This window comes from Komagataeibacter xylinus (assembly GCF_004302915.1).
GTDB classification, from domain to species: Bacteria; Pseudomonadota; Alphaproteobacteria; order Acetobacterales; family Acetobacteraceae; genus Komagataeibacter; species Komagataeibacter xylinus_C.
The window spans coordinates 20,294-39,024 of sequence record NZ_QQBI01000004.1; the positions used below are offsets into that span (position 1 = coordinate 20,294).

Below are 18,731 nucleotides of genomic sequence, written 5' to 3' on the forward strand. Positions count from 1 at the left end.
GCGTCCAGCAACTCCCGAGATGCCGGACCGCCTGCCCACGGGCACGCCGCCAGCCCGTACGGGTGGCCTGCCCGATCGTGAGCAGCTTCGTGCGTTTATCGAAGGGGCGACAGGGCGCATCGGCAAGCGCGAGATCAGCCGCGAATTCGGTCTTGGGCCGGAGCACAAGGCGGCGTTGCGCCAGATGCTGCGCGACATGGCGCTTGATGGCACGCTGGCCCCTGCTGGCGCACGGCGCTTTCGTGTATCGGACCGGCTGCCCGAATCCATGGTGGTGCAGGTCACCGGCACCGATGCCGATGGCGACCCCATCGCCCGGCCCGTACAGTGGGATGGCGAAGGCCCGCCGCCTACCGTGTTCATGCACCCCGAACTGCGCGGCCGCGCCGCCCTTGCCCCGGGCGAGCGCGTGGTGGCCCGCCTGCGCCGGGTGGGGCCTGGCAGATATGAAGGCCGCACGCTGCGCCGCGTGAGTGATGCGCCCACCCAGATCGTGGGCCTGTTCCGCACCCTGCCGCCTGATGACCCGGCAGCCAGCACCCCGGCCCGATTCCGCCCCGCTGGCCGCCTCACCCCCGCAGACCGGCGCGCCAAGGCCGAATGGGTCATTCCTGCAGGCGAGGATGACGGCACGCCGGATAACGAGATTGTCATCGCCACCCCCCTGCCCCAGTCCGGGCCGGGGCTGCACCCCGCGCGCATCATCGAGCGGCTTGGCCCGCAGGGCGATGCGCGCACCATCAGCATGGTGTCCGTCGCCATGCTGGGCATTCCCCACGTCTTCCCCACAGAGGCGCTGGCCCAGGCAAAGGCCGCCCGTGGCGTTGCCCCCGCAGGCCGCACCGACCTGCGCGACATGCCGCTGGTCACGATCGATGGCGCAGACGCACGCGATTTTGATGATGCCATCTACGCCGAACCCGATGGCGAAGGGTTTCGCATCACCATTGCCATTGCCGATGTGGCCTGGTACGTGCGCCCCGGCACGGCACTCGACCGCGATGCCCGGCTGCGCGGCAATTCGGTCTATTTCCCTGACCGGGTGATCCCGATGCTGCCCGAGGATCTCTCGAACGGCTGGTGCTCGCTCCGCCCCGATGAGGAGCGGGGCTGCCTGTTCGTGACCATGAACGTGGCGCCCGATGGCATGACCAGCAACGCGCGCTTTGGCCGGGGCATCATGCGCAGTGCCGGCCGCCTGACCTACGAGCAGGTACAGGCCGCGCGCGATGGCACGCCCGACACCACCATGCAGGCCCTGCCGCCGGGGCTGCTCGACAGCCTGTTTGGCGCGTGGACCTGCCTCACCCATGCCCGGCGCGCGCGCGGCACGCTGGACCTCGACCTGCCCGAGCGGCTGGTGCGGCTGGGGGATGAGGGCCAGATCACGGCCATTGCGCCGCGAATCCGCCTCGACAGCCACAGACTGGTCGAGGAATTCATGATCGCGGCCAATGTCGCCGCCGCCCGCTGCCTTGAAGCACGGCATATTCCCTGCCTGTACCGAATCCACGCCCCGCCAACCCCCGAGCGGCTGGAAAGCCTGCGCCGCACGCTCGACCTGATGGGCCTGAAGCTGCCGCCCGTGGGCAGCCTGCGTGCCGCCGACCTGGATCGCGTGCTGGACAGCGTGCGCGACACCGATCAGGCCGCCCTGGTCAATGAACTGATCCTGCGCGCGCAGAACCAGGCGGAATACAGCCCCGAGCCGGTCGGTCATTTCGGCCTCTCGCTTGCGGCCTACGCGCATTTCACCAGCCCCATCCGCCGCTATGCCGACCTGCTGACCCACCGCGCCCTGCTCGTCGCCACCGGGCTCGAGCCCGGCCCGGCACCCGGCCACGAGGCGCTGGAAGAAGTAGGCGAGGCCATCACCCGCACCGAGCGCCGCGCGGCCCAGGCCGAGCGCGAGACGCTGGAGCGCTACGCCGCGACCTGGCTTGAGGCGCGGATCGGCACCGAGATGGACGGGCATATTTCCAGCCTGTCCCGATTCGGTATTTTTGTCGTGCTGGATGCAACAGGAACCTCCGCCCTGCTGCCCATGTCTGCCCTGCCGGAAGATCAATGGCATCACGATGAAAAAACGCAGACATTGCATGCACGCGACACGACCATGGCATTCCGCCCCGGTCAGGCTCTGCGCGTACGGATCGAAGAAGCATGCGCCATCCGGGGCACCGTCCTTCTGGCCCTGCCCGACGTGGCACCCCGCCTGCGGAAACGCAGGCCGTGAAACGCGCCCTGTTTCCCGTCATCATCGCCCGGCCCATGAAGCCGTGCGGCGACGGGACGGGCACGTGGCGGCGGCGCATGTCCACGCTGGGCCATCTCCCGCGTGATACGTTCATCCTGCTGCTCATCATTGCCCGGCTGACCACCGCCGCCTGCGCCGATGACCTGCCCGCCACCCCGCGCACGCCCACCCCGCAGCCACCGCTGCATGAGGACAGCGTGGAAAACCCGGACATGCCCGGTATGGACCTGGCCGTGCTGTCCTCTGTCATGCAGGCGAGTCTGGCCTTTTTGCAGCCCCGCACGCTCGAAAGCCACGCGATTCACGATTTTGCCCTGTGGGGGCTGAACGGGCTGAGCGCGCTCGACCCCTCGCTCAGCATTGATGAGCAGCACGGCTTCCTGCAACTTGCCGCCACCCAGAAGACCGTGCTCGCCCTGCCCGTGCCCCCGCCCGATGACGTGGCGGGATGGAGTGCTGCCATCACCCGCATCCTCGATGTGGCGTGGCGGCATTCGCCCACCATGCGCAACACCGGGCAGGACGGGGTGCTGCAGGGCTTCTTCGATGAGCTGTTCAATCATCTTGATCCCTATTCACGCTATGTCCCGCCCGGCGCCGCCGTATCGGACCGCAGCACCCGCACCGGGGGCGAGGCCACGGCGGGGCTGACGCTGGGGCTGGACCACCACACAATCAAGATCACGGCGGTCAACGCCAACGGTCCCGCCTGGCCCACCAGCCTGGCGGCGGGGCAGATCGTGCGCGCGGTCAATGGCCGCTCCACCGAGTCCCGCACGGTCGATACCGTAACCTCGTGGCTCAATGGCCCCGCTGGCAGCCTCGTGCGCATCACAGTGGAAGCGAAGGGGCGGCAGACCACGGTCACCCTGCATCGCGCCTCCACCCCGCCCGAGACGGTGTTCGCCTATACCAGCGGCAAGCATGTGGTGCTGCACATCACCGCCTTCTCCGCCAACACGGCGGAGGAAATGAGCCAGTACCTCGATGAGGCCATGAACGTGCCCGGCATTGCGGGCCTGATTCTCGACCTGCGCGGCAACAGGGGCGGCGTGCTGCAGCAAGCCGTGACCACGTCGGCCCTCATGCTCGACCACGGGGTGGCCGCCATTACGCAGGGGCGCGACCCGCAGGCCAACCATGTCTGGGCCGTGCAGGGCGGCGACATGACCAATGGCCTGCCCATTATCGTGCTGGTCGATGGCCGGACCGCGAGTGCCGCCGAGATTCTCGCCGCCGCCCTGTCGGACCAGAAGCGCGGCGTGGTGATTGGCAGCGCCACGCTGGGCAAGGGGCTGGTACAGACCATCGGCCAGATGCCCAACGGGGCCGAGCTGTTTGTTACATGGAGTCGCGTGCTCGCGCCGCTGGGCTGGCCGCTGCAGGGGCTGGGCGTCATGCCGCAGGTCTGCACCAGCCGGGGCGAAAGCGAACTCGAGCGCCAGTTGCAGAACCTGGCCGAAGGCACGGCAGACAGCGCACAGTGGGTGATGGCGGCGCGCCAGGTGCGCTCGCCTGCCGACCTGTCGCACATCCTGGCCATCCGCAAGGCCTGCCCTGCCGCCATTGGCACCGATAGCGACGTTGATGCCGCCCATTCCCTGCTCGACAACCCCGAGGAATACCGCGCCGCCCTGTCGGCCATACCGGAAGAGGACACGGCCCCCCCAAACGGGGGGTGAGCAGCCCGCGCGGGTTGAAACTGTGCTATTCCTGCATGCCACCCTCTGTTTTTATGCATTACCGGAGAGATCAGACCCCATGGAAGAACCCCGCCTGAAAACCGGCCTGTGGGTCCGGGCAATGCTGCGCCAGGCTGGACAGAAGGGAAATCCGGGCATGGTGCTGCACCATGGCGATGACGATGCGGGCGGCGTGCTGGCCGTGCTTCTGGGGCGGCAGGGGCGGATGTGCGTGCTGGCCCAGACCCGTACCCCCGATGGACGCCGGGCATGGTTCCGCGCTACAGGGGAGACGGATGTTGATCAGGCTGGTGTTGACGCCTATGTCACACGGCAGATGGAACGCGACCCTGACTTGTGGGTTGTTGAATTCGATGCCCCTGATCTGGCGCCGCCGTTTGAAGCAAGATTGATATGAAAGACGTGATTCCACGGGTTTGAAAGCAGGGAAACCGATCCGGCCAGCAAGGTGTGGCATCTGGCACACACTCAGCCATGCCAGTGGGCCACACACCCCCGAGCGGCGGGTTAAGGTGGTGGCAAGGATTGTCAGGGGCGGTTTCTTTCAGCAAAAGAATGCGGATGCTGATCAGTCCAGGGAATATGGCACGTGCACCCGACCGGGCCTGTATGCCGGAAGAGGCCCGTCGAAGGGAGAAGAAGAGTATGAATCTGCGGTACGGATTGCTTGCAGGGTCTTTATTGGCTGCCTCGGTTACCCTGGGCCCCGTGCTGATCTCCGCTCCGGTATTCGCCCAGCCTGTCCAGGGCCTGTACATGAGCGGTGAAGGTGGCGCGACCTTCAATCAGGGCCAGGTCATACGGCATTCTTCGGCACGTGATCAGTTTCGCACCGGTGCCATCGGCCTCGGCGCGATCGGCTGGGGGCTTGGCAATGGCTTCCGCGTCGAGCTTGAGGGCCATTACCGCAATAACGACCTCAAGACCGTGGGCGGCAATGCCGCCTATCATGCCCATGCCGATGGCCGGCAGCAGGAATCGGGGCTGATGGCCAATGCGCTGTTCGACCTTGATATCGGCAAAAGCTGGCTGTTCCCGTATTTTGGCGCGGGCATCGGCTATGGCTGGCAGAACATGAACACCACCATCACGGGCAACGTGAACGGGGCGAACTACAGCCAGCATGTGAGCGGCAGCTACGGCAACTTCGCCTATCAGGGCATATTCGGCCTCTCCTTCCCCATGCCGTGGGTCGTGGGCCTGTCGGCTACGGCGGAATACCGGTTCTGGACCATGCTGGGCCCGCAGTCGCACCATTCCGTGGTGACAGGCAGCGCCACCACGCTGGCCGCCATGAACAATGATTTCGGCTTCCGCAACGGCAACCGCGACAGCCGCACCGACTTCAACCATTCGCTGATGCTCGGCCTGCGCTACGAGTTCAACCCCGCCCCGCCACCACCGCCGCCACCTTCAACCAACGCCGTGCCCGCCCCGGCCGAGAACCGGACCTATCTCGTGTTCTTTGACTGGGACCGCAGCGACCTGACCGACCGCGCCCGCGCCATCGTGGCGGTGGCCGCGCAGGCCTCGACCAATACCCAGACCACGCGCATCGAGGTCAATGGCTATACCGACAACTCGGCGGCCCGGCCCGGCCCGCAGGGGGAAAAGTATAACCAGGCCCTCTCGCTCAAGCGCGCGCAGGTCATCAAGGCCGAACTGGTGCGTGACGGCGTGCCTGGCCCCGCCATCGACATCCACGGCTATGGCGACGCCAACCCGCTGGTGCAGACCGCCGCCAACACGCGCGAGGCCCAGAACCGCCGGGTGGAAATCATCCTGCACTGACCGCCCTTTCACATTCGGGCATGGAAAAGAAAAAAGCGGCACCGCAAGGGAGCCGCTTTTTCCATATGGAACTGTCGGGACGCCGCCTTTTTTACACAAAGGCGGCGTCCTGAAGCGCTAGACCAGCCCGGTGAACAGGGACGTGGACAGGTAGCGCTCGGCAAAGGAGGGTGCGATGGTCACGATGGTCTTGCCAGCGTTCTCGGGCCGTCCCGCCAGCTGTATGGCAGCATGCAGCGCCGCCCCCGATGAGATGCCCACCGGCACCCCGTCCAGCCGTGCGCAGCGCCGGGCGGCAGCAATGGCCTCGCGCTCCGATACCGGCAGCACGCCCGCCAGCGCCGCAAGGTCGAGCGTGCGGGGGCAGAAGCCCGGCCCGATTCCCTGAATGCCGTGCGGCCCCGGCTCATCACCGTTGAGAATGGCGCTTTCCATCGGCTCCACGCCATAGACCTCTATGCCCGGCTTGCGGGGCTTGAGCCCGTGCGCAATGCCACTCGCCGTGCCACCCGTGCCCAGGCCCGCCACCACGATATCAACTGCGCCCGCCGTATCGACCCAGATCTCCTCCGCCGTGGTGGCGGCATGGATGGCAGGATTGGCGGGGTTGTCGAACTGACGCGGCATCCAGGCATTGGGGGTTTTTTGCAGGATTTCCTCGGCCCGCGCGATGGCGCCCGCCATGCCCAGGCGCGAGGGGGTCAGCTCAAGCTGCGCATCAAGCAGGCGCAGCATCTTGCGCCGCTCGATCGAGGCCCCCTCCGGCATGGTCACGATCAGCCTGTAGCCCCGTGCGGCCGCCACAAAAGCCAGCGAAATGCCGGTATTGCCCGAGGTCGGTTCCACCAGCGTGGTCTTGCCGGGATGGATCTCGCCGCGCGCCTCGGCATCCTCGATCATGGCTGCGCCAATGCGGTCCTTGACCGAGGCGAGCGGATTGAAAAACTCCAGCTTCATCAGCACGCGGGCGGCAAGGCCATCCTCGCGGGTCAGATGTGGCAGCGCCACGAGCGGCGTGCCCCCCACGGTCTCGACAATGGAGTCGTATATCCGCCCGCGCGGGGCGGCAAAACCGTACGTGCGATCGGGCGGGGTGGTTTTCGTCATCCGGTATCACTCCTTGGTGCGGCAATGGCCTATTCACGCGTGCAGTCTGACATAATCCAGCATCCTCCTGAACAGAAGCGTGGAACATTCGACCAATTACTGGTAAATGGGGGAAACCGGTTTTTTCATCCAGGCAAGGCGAGGCTGAACGATATGCTGCTGCGGCGTGACAGGACCATGATCGCCATACTGATCATGCTTGACGTGGCCTTTCACGCGGGGCGGAACGGCACCATCAGCGCTGCCGACATCGCCGAGCGCGCGGGCCTGGCCCGGCGCGGGATCGAGCCCCTGCTCCAGACCCTATCACGCTCGGGCCTGCTTGAAAGCGTGCGCGGCCCCCGTGGCGGCTACCGCCTGGGCCGCCCGCGACGCGATATCCTGCTGGCGGATATCCTTGCGGTCATCACGGCGGAGGACAACACGGATGACGGCCCGATTGGCGGCCTGTTCCAGAAGGTTGTCGAGCCGTGCTGGCAGGAATTCGACACGATGATCGATGAACAGTGCCGCAAGATCAGCCTTGATGACCTTGTGCGCCGGGCCGAGCATGCCGGCATGCGCCGCCCGCTGCCCGAGCCGATCACGTTTTCGATCTGACCTGACCCCACCTGCCAGCCCTGCCGCAGCAGGGCCGACAGGCCGCCGGGTTATTTCGCGGCGGTGACGGTGGTGGTCACGTCCATATATTCACGCGGCTTGCCACCACCGGGAATCAGCACGACACGGAACTTGTCCGGGCCGGAATAGGCGGTGCTGGCCGTGTACGTCACATAAGTGTGATCATTATAATTATAGATGAACACCTTGCCGTGATCGGGCGCCGGAGAGACGCCAAACGAGGCATAGGGGTGGCCTGCCGAGGCCCGCGTCTCGATGGCGCAATAGCCATCATCGCTACGCACCTGCATGGTGGTGGACTTCGTGTTCTTGCCCGCATCGGCAAGGCTGCCCACCTGACACTGGCCGGAGGCCTTCATGTAGTTGTAGGGATTGGGGGTTCCGGCAATGCCACCAAGGTTTACCGCCGGTTTGTTGTCACATCCGGCGAGCAGAATGCCCGTCGTCATCATGATTGCAGACAGTCGCAGTCGCACTCGTCAGCTCCGCTGTGTTTGATACATCACCCGTTAAGGACCATTGCGCCTGCGCCGCCCCGTAACGGTCAGGGCTGGCGCACGGGCCAACCACCGTGGCATACGCTGTAGAACAACGCACCAAGGCGGGAAAGCCCCAGCCGCCAGCTTTTGCGCAGGCATGCATGCCCTGCCCGTGTGGCATACCCGGCCCACGGGGCGCTGTCATCCCATCGTGCATTCATAACGCATCTTTTTGAACGCGGGCCTGCCGCGCGCCCTTTTGGCCACAGACTGTTTGCGCTATAGACCTGATCCGGATTTCATCGTGCCGGAATATGCGGGGTCCGTGCATTACCCCCATTGGCATCCGCCCCACTACCTCTGGAGAACCCGTCCTGATGTCCATGTCGATCTGGCGCGCTGGCGCTGCAGCTCTTGCCCTTGTGGGGCTGGTTAATGGCGGGCAGGCACTGGCTGCCGGTCCGTGCTCCCCCTCGCCCGCGCATGAGGCGTTTGACGTGCAGGGGCTGAAGAGCCAGCTCATGGTCACCGCGCTCTCCTGTGGCGTGCAGGACAAGTACAACAACTTCGTTGGCAAGTTCCGCCCCAAGCTTGCGGCCGAGGAGCATGTGCTCAACGGGTATTTCTCCTCCACCTATGGCCGCAACGCCCAGCGCCAGCATGATGACTACATCACGCAGCTCGCCAACGTGCAGTCCGAGCGCGGCCTGCAGGCGGGCACGGCATTCTGCCAGCAGCATGTCTCCATGTTCGACGAGGTGCAGGAACTCGAAAGCACCGCCGACCTGTCCGCCTACGCCCAGGCCAAGGACATCATCCAGCCTGCCTCCTACCTGACCTGCACGGCCCCCAACCGCCCGGCCGCAGCCCCCGCCCGCCCGCGCACGCCCGCACGCCGCACGGTGCGGAGCTGACCCGCGCCAGCCTGCGCAGCAGAGAGTTGAAGAAAAATCGGGGCCGGGCTTTGTCCGGCCTTTTTCATGCCTGCAAGTGCGGGCATAGTCAGCGCAAGGAGACAGGCCGCGCAGCTTGACAGGACGTGACCTGACAGAACAAAGAACGCTTCATGAACGACGATCTTTTTTCCACGCCTGCGCCGCCTGCCCGGCCCACTCCGCACAAGGTTCCCCCCGCCACCATGCCAGATCCCGCAAAAAACGGTCCCGATTCCTATGACGCCAGCGCCATCGAGGTGCTGGAAGGACTTGAGCCCGTGCGGCGGCGGCCGGGCATGTATATCGGCGGCACGGACGAGACGGCGTATCATCACCTCGCCTCCGAGATCCTCGACAACGCGATGGACGAGGCCGTGGCCGGCCACGCCACCACCATCGATGTCACCCTCGAGGCCGGGGATTACCTGACCATCCGCGACAACGGGCGCGGCATTCCGGTAGATGCGCATCCGCGCTTTCCCGACCGCTCAGCGCTGGAAGTGATCCTGACCACGCTGCATGCGGGTGGCAAGTTCTCGGGCAAGGCCTATGCCACGTCGGGCGGGCTGCACGGGGTTGGCTCATCGGTCGTCAACGCGCTGGCGTCGCGCATGGAAGTCGAGATCGCGCGCGATCGCGCCCTGTGGCGGCAGGTCTATGAGCGCGGTCGCCCGCTTTCGGGGGTGGAAAAAGTCGGCCCGGTCAACAACCGGCGCGGCACCCAGATCCGTTTCACGCCTGATCCCGAGATTTTCGGGCGGCTGCATTTCTCGCCCGCACGACTGTACCGGCTGTGCCGCTCCAAGGCGTTCCTGTTCCGTGGCGTGACCATCCGCTGGTCGTGCGATCCGGCGCTGATCAAGGACCACGACATTCCCGCCGAGGCGGTGCTGCACTTCCCCGGCGGGCTGGCTGACAGCCTGCGCGATGAACTGGGCGAGAAAGCCGCCCTGCTGACCGACCTGTGGGCTGGTGACGCCGACCTGCCCACCGGCCCCGATGGCGCGGATACGGGGCGCATGGAATGGGCCATCGCCTTTCTCGAGCAGGGGCCTGCGGCGCTGGCGTCCTACTGCAACACCATTCCCACCCCCAATGGCGGCACGCACGAGACCGGGTTCCGCAACGCACTGGTCAAGGGCCTGCGCAACTGGGGTGAACAGCGCGCCAACAAGCGCGCGGCCAATATCACTGCCGATGACATCATGGGCTGCATCGCCGCCAAGCTCTCGGTGTTCATCCGCGACCCGCAGTTCCAGGGCCAGACCAAGGAGAAGCTGACCAGCGGCGAGGCCAGCAAGCTGGTCGAGACCGCATTGCGCGACCGCTTCGACCACTGGCTGGCAGGCAACCCGCCGCAGGCCGACAACCTGCTGGCCTTTGTGGTCGAACGCGCGGAAGAGCGCCTGCGCCGCAAGGAGCAGAAGGACACGCCGCGCAAGAGTGCGACCCGCCGCCTGCGCCTGCCCGGCAAGCTGACCGACTGCACGCGCGAGAACGCGGCCGAGACCGAGATCTTCCTTGTCGAGGGCGATTCGGCTGGCGGCTCCGCCAAGCAGGCCCGCAACCGCGAGACACAGGCCGTGCTGCCGCTACGGGGCAAGATCCTGAACGTGGCCAGCGCCTCGAATGAGAAACTGCGTGGCAACCAGGAACTGCGCGACCTGGTCGAGGCACTGGGCTGCGGCACGGGCGAGCGCTTTGATGCCAGCAAGCTGCGTTATGGCCGCATCATCATCATGACCGATGCCGATGTGGATGGCGCGCATATCGCCTCCCTGCTCATGACGTTCTTCTACCGCGAACTGCCCGGCCTGATCCGGGGCGGGCATCTGTACCTGGCCCAGCCGCCGCTCTACCGCCTGACACAGGGCAGCAAGAGCATTTACGCCATGGATGACGCCGATCGCGAGCGCAAGCTGAAGAAGGTGTTCAAGCCCAACAGCAAGGTCGAGGTCTCGCGCTTCAAGGGCCTGGGTGAAATGCCGCCTGCCGACCTCAAGCAGACCACGATGGACCCCAGACACCGCACGCTGCTCAAGGTCATTACCCCGCCCGAGGACCGGGCATTTACGCTCGAACGCGTGGAGCACCTGATGGGCCGCAAGGCGGAGCTGCGCTTCCGCTTCATTCAGGAACACGCCAATCAGGTCGATAACCTCGACGTATGAAAAAACCCGGCCTCCAGATGAAGGCCGGGCTTTAAAAGCAGAAGTTTTTGGTGAAGCTTTTTTCAAAAAGCTTCAGAAGAACGCCGCCTTGTGAAAAAGGCGGCACCCAGACCTTTTATCCCGCCACGTGCGTGATCTGCGTGGGCTCGACTGCCGCCACGGTAGCCAGCGGGTGCAGCAGGTAGGTCACGGCGGGGTCGAACACGCGCAGGAACGAGTTGGGGTGCACCCCCATCCACACCGTGACGATGGCCAGCGGCACCAGCACGGCCAGTTCCTGCCCGGTCAGGTCGCGCAGCAGGGCCACGATGCCGCCCCGATCCGCGCCAAACAGCACGCGGCGGTAGAGCACCAGCATATAGACCGCGCCCAGGATCATGCTCGTGCCGCCGAGGAAGGCCAGCCAGAACGAGACATGCAGCGCGCCGACCATGACCAGGAATTCACCCACGAAGGCCCCCGTGCCCGGCAGGCCGATATTGGCCATGACAAACAGCATGGCCAGCGTGGCCAGCACCGGCATCTTGTGGGCGACACCGGAGAATGCGCTGATCTCGCGCGTTTCCGCCCGCCACGACACGGCCGAGACACAGAAGAAAAGCGCCGCGATCACGATGCCATGCGACAGCATCTGGAAAATCGCACCATCAATCCCCTCAGGCGTGAGCGTAAACAGCCCGATGGCGATCACCCCCATATGCGAGAACGAAGAATAGGCAATCACGCGCTTCATGTCAGTCTGCGCCAGCGCGATGATGGCGGCATAGATCACCGCGATCACGCCCAGCGTCAGCACCACGGGGGCGAACAGGCGCGCCGCATCGGGGAACATCATCACGCCAAAGCGCAGCAGCCCGTACGCCCCCGCCTTTGACAGCACGCCAGACAGCATGACCGAGGCCGGGGTCGGTGCCTCCGTGTAGGCATCGGGCAGCCACGCATGCAGCGGGAACAGCGGCAGCTTGACGCCAAAGGCAATGATGAAGCCCGCCAGCAGCCAGCACTGCATGCCATGGCCAAAGCCATGATGCTGCAGGGCCACGATGTCGGTGGTGCCGGTGGCGTTCCACATGGCCAGCAGTGCCAGCAGCATGAACAGCGACCCGCCAAAGGTGAACAGGAAGAACTGCAGCGACGCCCACACCCGGCGCGGGCCACCCCATACGCCAATCATCAGGCTGGCAGGCAGCAGTGTCGCTTCATAGAACACATAGAACAGCACCAGATCGAGTGCCGAGAACAGGCCGATCAGCGTGGTTTCCAGCACCAGCATGGCCACCATGTAGTCGCGCACCCGCCCCGTGACCTGCCGCCACCCGCCAATGATGGCCAAGGGCGTGAGGAAGGCGGAAAGCAGCACGAACATGAGGCTGATGCCATCAACCCCCACATGGTAGGAGATGCCCGCGCCATTGGCCCAGCCCACCTGCTGCTCGAACTGGATGCCGGGCTGCATGGGGTTGAACTGCGCCCACATGACAACAGCCAGCACGAACACGATGCCGCTGGTCCACAACGCCACCCAGCGCGCGGCGGTCTCGATGGTCCGGGCCGTGCCGCGCGTGAGCATGATGGCCGCTGCACCCGCAAGGGGCAGATACGTAACTAGGGAGAGCAGGATCGGATGCACATTCGGTCTCACATCATCCATGAATGATGCGCTGACCCTAGGAGCGTTGGATGAAAAGAATCCAGCCACGCCCCGCTCACATTATGCAGAGGAACCCCGGCATACCGCAGCCATCGCTGCCCTGCCCCACGCCCTTGCAGCCCCCGGCGGGGGGCCTAGCGGCGGCCGAACATCCGCTCAAGATCGGCCTTTTCCAGCTTCAGCCAGGTGGGGCGGCCATGCGAGCAGGTGCCCGCGCGCGGGGTGCGTTCCATGTCGCGCAGCAGGGCGTTCATTTCCTCGTGTGTGAGCCTGCGGCCCGCCCGCACGCTGCCATGGCAGGCCATGCGGGCAATGATCGCATCCATGCGGCTGTCCAGCGCATCGGCCTGGGCCGGGGTGGCAAGCTCGTCAGCCTCCAGTTCCTCGGCCAGGTCGCGCAGCATGGAAGCCGGGTTTTCCTTGCCTAGCAAAGCAGGCAGGGCGCGCACCAGCACGGACGTGCCGCCAAAGGGTTCGATCTCGATGCCCAGCCGCGCCAGCGCGGGCGCGAAAGGCCGCAGCACCGCCACCTGCCGGGCGGGCAGGTCCACCACCTCGGGCAACAGGAGTCGCTGGGCACGGATCTCGCCGTCCAGATACTGCGCGCGCAGGATCTCATGCGTCAGGCGCTCATGGGCGGCGTGCTGGTCCACCAGCACCAGCGCGCCATCCGCCGTCTGTGACAGGATATAGGTGCCCAGCACCTGCGCCACCGCAGCCCCCAGCGGGTGAGCCATGGCGGCAGCGGTATCGGCATGCTCCAGCACGGCTTCAGGCACGGCCTTGCGGGCTGCGGGCATAGCCGCGAGCGGGAGCGACGACTCGGCAAAACCGGGGGGCAGGCCCGGATCGGCTGGCGGGGCTGGCGCCAGTGGCTCTGCCATGCGGGTGGACAGGCCTGCCGCGTCATTCCCGCGCTCGGGCGGGTACCAGATGCGGGCGGAGGATGGCCCGCGCGACTGGAGCAGGTCGGGCCGCACGCCGGCCACACCGGCCCCGGTGCCAAGGGCACGGCCCAGCGCGCCAATCACCAGCGCGCGCACCGCAGCCGAGTCGGCATAGCGTAGCTCGGTCTTGGCGGGGTGCACGTTCACATCCACCTGCTCTGGCGGGATTTCAAGCGACAGCGCCACCACCGCATGCCGCCCGTGCTCCATCACGTTGCGATAGGCCACCCGCACCGCCGTGCGCAGCACGGGATCGACCACCGGCCGCCCGTTGACCAGCAGCATCTGCCCGTTGGCCGTAGCCCGGTGCACCGAGGGCGCGCAGATATAGCCGCTCAGCTTCAGGTCGCCGCGCTGGCCTTCAACCAATAGCAGGCCATCGGCCTGACCGGCCTCGAGAATGGCCGCGACCCGGGCGGCCCGGTCCTGCGCGGGCAGGTCAAGGACCACGCGCTGGTCAAATTCCAGCCGGAACGCCACATGCGGGGCAGCCAGGGCCAGCCTGCGCACCACGTTCTCGGCATGGCCGGATTCAACGCGGGGGCTTTTGAGGAATTTGCGCCGCGCGGGTGTGGCAAAGAACAGGTCCTCCACCAGCACGCGGGTGCCCGCAGGCCCGGCGCAGGGTTCGGGCTGCCCCACTGCGCCGCCTTCCACGCGGATGGACCACGCCGAATCCATCCCCCGCTGCCGCGACATGACCGTAAGCCGCGCCGCAGCCCCGATGGAGGGCAGCGCCTCGCCCCTGAAGCCAAGGGTGGAAATGCGCACCAGCGTCTCGTCACGCAGTTTGGAGGTGCAGTGCCGCTCGACTGCGAGGCACAGGTCATCGGGCGACATGCCGCAGCCGTCATCGGTCACCTCGATACGGTCGATCCCGCCCCGGTCGAGGCGGATACCGATGCGCCTTGCCCCCGAATCCAGCGCGTTTTCCACCAGTTCCTTCAGGGCTGCGGCCGGGCGCTCGATCACCTCGCCCGCGGCAATGCGATTGACCACCTGCTCCGACAGGCGACGGATAACCGGCTGTTCAGGCGTGGAAGACGTGTTCATGCGGATAAACCGGCGGTTGGGGCGGCAGGCTGCCGCCCATGCAGCGCCAGGCCCTTATTTGGCCGGGCCGCTTACGGTGGGCGTTGCCCCCTGGGTCAGGTTGCGGCCAAGGGCCGAATCCTCGCGCAGGCGGGCATTTTCAGCCTTGCCGTTGACCAGGTTCCCCGCCCCGCCGCCATGCCAGAACATCAGCTTGTCCACAAAGCTGGTATCGGCCCGGCCCATCTCGCCCTTGTCGGGCTCGTTCGCGGCTTCCTGCGCGGCACCCACGAGCGCGGTCTGCCCCGTGCTGCCCGGGCCATCGGCCCCCTGCAGCGCCACGTTGGGCGAGAGGGTTTCAAGCGCCTGCATGCGCGGGTTGGTGTCCTGCGCGCGCTGGACCGCGTTGCTGTTGGGCGCGCCGAGTTCATCCGATGGCGGCATGGACAGCGGTGCGCGGGTGGTGACGGTGTATTCGTCGGGCAGGCTGCGCTCGAGCCCGAAGGCGCGCGAAACATCGGCACCCGTGCACCCCGAGAGCATGAAGCCGCTCGAGACAAGCAATGCACACGAAAGGGGTCTGAGAGCTGAAATCGCCATATCTCGCCTATTACCGTTAGTGGAACGGTTCGGCAAGCATGTGCACGCCGCGCCTCCCCTAGTTTGCATCGCGATCACGCAGGTTGTCGATAATCAGGATCGCGACGCCACAATCTATCAGCGCATCGGCGATGTTGAACACCGGCCATGACCAGCCATGGGCATGGACATGGATGAAATCGACCACCGCGCCAAAACGCAGCCGGTCGATCACGTTGCCAATCGCGCCCCCCATGACCATGCCCAGCGCCACCGCCACCCAGTGCCGCCGGGTGCGCGCCATCCATACGCCCAGCCCCGCCACGATCAGCAGGGCTGCGACCGAGAAGATGATGCGGCCAGCAGACCCCGCGCCCCCCAGCATGCCGAAGGTGATGGCGTGGTTCCACACCATGGTCAGGTTCAGGCCCGGCAGCACCGGCACGCTTTCACGCGCCGGCAGGCCATAGATGTTGAGTATCCAGTATTTGCTGGCCTGGTCGGCCACCAGCGCGCCGAGCAGGCAGGCGGCACCCAGAACGCGGTTGTTCATCGCGGCTATGCCTTGCCCTGCACCACATCGACACAGCGCAGGCACAGCTCGGGGTGGGTGGCATCCTGCCCCACCTCCTCGAGCACCTTCCAGCAGCGCGCGCATTTATGGCCCGTGGCCACGCTGATGGTGGGAATGCCGTGGGGCGTGCCTTCCTGCGCCTCGTCCTCGCCCAGATAGATCGAGCCGCTGCCCGCCACCACGGTCACATCCGCCTGCGAGACAATGCTCAGCTCCGCCCAGTCCACACCCGCGAAGCGTGCGGCTTCCGCCTCCGACAGGGGCAGTTCAAGGGCTGCCTGCAACGAGGACTTGACCAGCCCGTCACGCCGCGCGGTCTCGATCTCGGTGGTGATGACGCGACGCACGGCGCGCAGCATGGCCCAGCGTTCGCCCAGTTCGGGGTCGTTCCACTCGGTTGGCAGGTCCGCGAAGGATTGCAGGTGCACGCTCTCGGTATTGCCGGGGCGGGCCAGCCAGGCTTCCTCCGCCGTAAACACCAGCACCGGGGCCAGCCATGCGCACAGGTTGCGGTGCAGGTGGTCGAGCACGGTGCGGGCCGCGCGGCGCTTGAGGCTGTGGGGGCCATCGCAGTAGATGGTGTCCTTGCGCACGTCGAAGTAGAAGGCCGACAGGTCGGCGGCACAGAAGCCGTGCAGCGCGGGATAGACACCCACCCATTCATGCGTTTCCACCGCGCGGGCCACGAGGCCGCCGAGTTCGGTCATGCGGTGCAGCACCCAGCGCTCCAGCTCGGGCAGCTCGGCATAAGGCACGCGCTCGGCCTCGGTAAAGCCATCCAGCGCGCCCAGCAGCCAGCGCAGCGTGTTGCGCAGGCGGCGGTACAGCTCGCCCTGCTGCTTGAGGATTTCCTTGCCAATACGCAGGTCCTCGTTGGTGTCCGAGTTCATGACCCACAGGCGCAGGATATCGGCGCCAAGGCTGTCATTGACATCCTGCGGGGCGATGACGTTGCCCAGCGATTTCGACATCTTGCGGCCCTGATCATCGAGCACGAAGCCGTTGGTCACCAGCGCCTTGTAGGGGGCTACGCCGCGCGTGCCGACACTTTCGAGCAGCGAGGACTGGAACCAGCCGCGATGCTGGTCCGAGCCTTCAAGATACAGGTCGGCGGGGAAAGGCATGTCGCCATGGCCCAGCACGAAGGCATGGGTCGAGCCACTCTCGAACCATACATCGACAATGTCGAACACCTGCTCGTAATCATCGGGGTTGCGGCCTTCGCCAAGGAAGCGCGAGGCGGGCGAACTGTACCACGCATCCGCCCCTTCGGCGCGGAAGGCGGCAATGATGCGCTCCATCACCTCTTTATCACGCAGCACCTCGCCGGTGCGCTTTTCCACGAACACGGCAATGGGCACGCCCCAGGCGCGCTGGCGGCTGATGCACCAGTCGGGCCGGCCCGCCACCATCGAGGTCAGGCGGTTACGCGCCTGCGCGGGCACGAAGGTCACCTTCTCCAGCGCCGCGAGCGCCCGGTCGCGCAGGTGGCCCTCGCCATCCATGCGGATGAACCATTGCGGCGTAGCGCGATAGATGATCGGCGCGCGCGAACGCCATGAATGCGGGTAGGAATGCACCAGCACCGCCCGCGCCACCAGCCCGCTGGGCGCGGTGCCCGCGCTTACCGCACGCTGCATGGCCTCAAGCAGGGCCTGGCACACCGGCTCGGCTGCCTTGAACACATGGCCACCGGCAAAAAGCGGCACATAATCGGCGTAGCGGCCATCATCCATCACCAGTTCGGTGATTTCCAGGCCATAGGCGCGGCCAAGGCTGAAGTCGTCCTCACCATGGGCAGGGGCGGTGTGCACCAGCCCGGTGCCCGCCTCGGTGGTCACGTGGTCGCCGGGCAGCAGCGGCACGTCGAAATCATAGCCCTGCCCGCGCAGCGGATGGGCACAGATCGCACCTTCGAGCGCGCTGCCGGGCAGGGTGTAGAGAACGTGGTGGGCGGTAATGCCCGCCGCCTCGCAGAACGGCGCGATCAGGTCCTCGGCCACCAGCACCTTCGCTTCGGGCTCCAGCAGCGCGTTCTCGCTCACGCCATCAACCCGCACCACGGCATAGGTGATGTCGGGACCGTACGCGATGGCGCGGTTGGCGGGGATGGTCCACGGCGTGGTGGTCCAGATCACGGCGGCCACGTCTTCAAGCGCCTTCGCTGGCGTCGGGTCGGTCACGAAGGGGAAGGCCACGTGGATGGCGGTGGATTCATGGTCGCGATATTCGATCTCGGCCTCGGCCAGCGCGGTCTTTTCAACCGGGCTCCACATGACCGGGCGCAGGCCACGGTACAGCAGGCCGTTGAGCAGGAACTTGCCGATCTCGCCCGCAATCGCTGCCTCTGACGAGAAATCCATGGTGGCATAGCGGTTCGCCCATTCCGCCTGCACGCCCAACCTGCGGAACTCGGCTGCCTGCGTGTCGAGCCATTTCTGGGCATAGGCGCGACACTCGGCGCGGAACTGCAGCACGGGCACGCTGTCCTTGTCCTGCCCGCGCTTGCGGTATTCCTCCTCGATCTTCCATTCGATCGGCAGGCCGTGGCAGTCCCAGCCCGGCACGTAATGGATGCCGTACCCCGCCATGCGGTGGGCGCGGTTGATCACGTCCTTGAGGATCTTGTTCAGCGCGTGGCCGATATGCAGGTGGCCGTTGGCGTAAGGCGGGCCGTCATGGAGCATGAACACGTCACGCCCCTTCGCCTGCTCGAACAGGCGCGCATCGAGCTTCTCGCCTTCCCACCCCGCCAGAATCTCGGGTTCCCGCCGGGGCAGGTTGCCGCGCATGGGGAAGGAGGTCGTCGGCAGGAAGACCGTCTCCCGATAGAGATCCTGTGGTTTTGACTCGGACATGGCCTGTTCTGTTCTTCTGGCAGGGG

15 protein-coding genes are annotated in these 18,731 nt (G+C 66.1%); 7 read left to right on the forward strand and 8 right to left on the reverse strand.

Annotation, left to right across the window (positions count from 1 at the left end):
* Positions 1-19: 19 nt before the first annotated feature.
* The 4 genes from DV027_RS03900 to DV027_RS03915 all read left to right on the forward strand — a co-directional run bounded on the left by DV027_RS03900 (position 20) and on the right by DV027_RS03915 (position 5,751).
* Positions 20-2,236: a ribonuclease R family protein gene (locus DV027_RS03900; protein WP_130730745.1), complete on the forward strand. Its 2,217-nt coding sequence runs from the start codon at positions 20-22 to the stop codon at positions 2,234-2,236.
* A complete protein-coding gene (locus DV027_RS03905) occupies positions 2,233-3,939 on the forward strand; it encodes a S41 family peptidase (RefSeq protein ID WP_408884447.1) in 1,707 nt (568 codons plus the stop codon). The genes DV027_RS03900 and DV027_RS03905 overlap by 4 nt, the downstream gene beginning before the upstream one ends.
* A gap of 79 nt (positions 3,940-4,018) precedes the next feature.
* Positions 4,019-4,357, forward strand: coding sequence for a DUF1491 family protein (locus tag DV027_RS03910; protein ID WP_130730626.1), 339 nt, complete (start codon positions 4,019-4,021; stop codon positions 4,355-4,357).
* A 248-nt stretch (positions 4,358-4,605) separates the two neighbouring features.
* On the forward strand, positions 4,606-5,751 hold the full coding sequence (locus DV027_RS03915) for an OmpA family protein (protein ID WP_165399099.1): 1,146 nt from the start codon (positions 4,606-4,608) through the stop codon (positions 5,749-5,751).
* A 117-nt stretch (positions 5,752-5,868) separates the two neighbouring features.
* Here the strand turns inward: DV027_RS03915 and cysK are convergent, their stop codons facing one another.
* Positions 5,869-6,858, reverse strand: coding sequence for a cysteine synthase A (cysK, locus tag DV027_RS03920; RefSeq protein WP_110568944.1), 990 nt, complete (start codon positions 6,856-6,858; stop codon positions 5,869-5,871).
* 153 nt (positions 6,859-7,011) lie between these two features.
* Between cysK and DV027_RS03925 the strand changes: the two genes are divergently transcribed.
* On the forward strand, positions 7,012-7,458 hold the full coding sequence (locus DV027_RS03925) for an RrF2 family transcriptional regulator (RefSeq protein WP_130730627.1): 447 nt from the start codon (positions 7,012-7,014) through the stop codon (positions 7,456-7,458).
* Positions 7,459-7,508: 50 nt separating this feature from the next.
* On the opposite strand, the gene DV027_RS03930 is transcribed toward DV027_RS03925, so the two are convergent.
* On the reverse strand, positions 7,509-7,931 hold the full coding sequence (locus DV027_RS03930) for a hypothetical protein (RefSeq protein ID WP_130730628.1): 423 nt from the start codon (positions 7,929-7,931) through the stop codon (positions 7,509-7,511).
* A 92-nt stretch (positions 7,932-8,023) separates the two neighbouring features.
* Positions 8,024-8,179, reverse strand: a complete 156-nt coding sequence (locus DV027_RS17375; protein WP_165399100.1) for a hypothetical protein — start codon at positions 8,177-8,179, stop codon at positions 8,024-8,026.
* 156 nt (positions 8,180-8,335) lie between these two features.
* Between DV027_RS17375 and DV027_RS03935 the strand changes: the two genes are divergently transcribed.
* Both DV027_RS03935 and parE read left to right on the forward strand, forming a co-directional pair.
* Entirely contained in the window at positions 8,336-8,872 is a 537-nt protein-coding gene (locus DV027_RS03935; RefSeq protein WP_130730629.1) for a hypothetical protein, read from the forward strand.
* A gap of 152 nt (positions 8,873-9,024) precedes the next feature.
* Positions 9,025-11,064, forward strand: a complete 2,040-nt coding sequence (gene parE / locus DV027_RS03940; protein WP_130730630.1) for a DNA topoisomerase IV subunit B — start codon at positions 9,025-9,027, stop codon at positions 11,062-11,064.
* 115 nt (positions 11,065-11,179) lie between these two features.
* Here the strand turns inward: parE and DV027_RS03945 are convergent, their stop codons facing one another.
* The 5 genes from DV027_RS03945 to ileS all read right to left on the reverse strand — a co-directional run bounded on the left by DV027_RS03945 (position 11,180) and on the right by ileS (position 18,705).
* Positions 11,180-12,715 (reverse strand): NADH-quinone oxidoreductase subunit M, encoded by a 1,536-nt coding sequence (locus tag DV027_RS03945; protein ID WP_130730631.1) that lies wholly within the window; start codon positions 12,713-12,715, stop codon positions 11,180-11,182.
* Positions 12,716-12,849: 134 nt separating this feature from the next.
* Positions 12,850-14,715: a DNA mismatch repair endonuclease MutL gene (gene mutL, locus DV027_RS03950; RefSeq protein ID WP_130730632.1), complete on the reverse strand. Its 1,866-nt coding sequence runs from the start codon at positions 14,713-14,715 to the stop codon at positions 12,850-12,852.
* A 54-nt stretch (positions 14,716-14,769) separates the two neighbouring features.
* Positions 14,770-15,258, reverse strand: coding sequence for a DUF3035 domain-containing protein (locus DV027_RS03955; protein WP_130730747.1), 489 nt, complete (start codon positions 15,256-15,258; stop codon positions 14,770-14,772).
* Positions 15,259-15,352: 94 nt separating this feature from the next.
* Positions 15,353-15,826 (reverse strand): signal peptidase II, encoded by a 474-nt coding sequence (gene lspA / locus DV027_RS03960; protein ID WP_130730633.1) that lies wholly within the window; start codon positions 15,824-15,826, stop codon positions 15,353-15,355.
* 5 nt (positions 15,827-15,831) lie between these two features.
* Positions 15,832-18,705 carry an isoleucine--tRNA ligase gene (gene ileS, locus DV027_RS03965; protein ID WP_130730634.1) on the reverse strand — a complete coding sequence of 958 codons (2,874 nt, stop codon included), beginning with the start codon at positions 18,703-18,705 and terminating at the stop codon, positions 15,832-15,834.
* Positions 18,706-18,731: the final 26 nt, after the last annotated feature.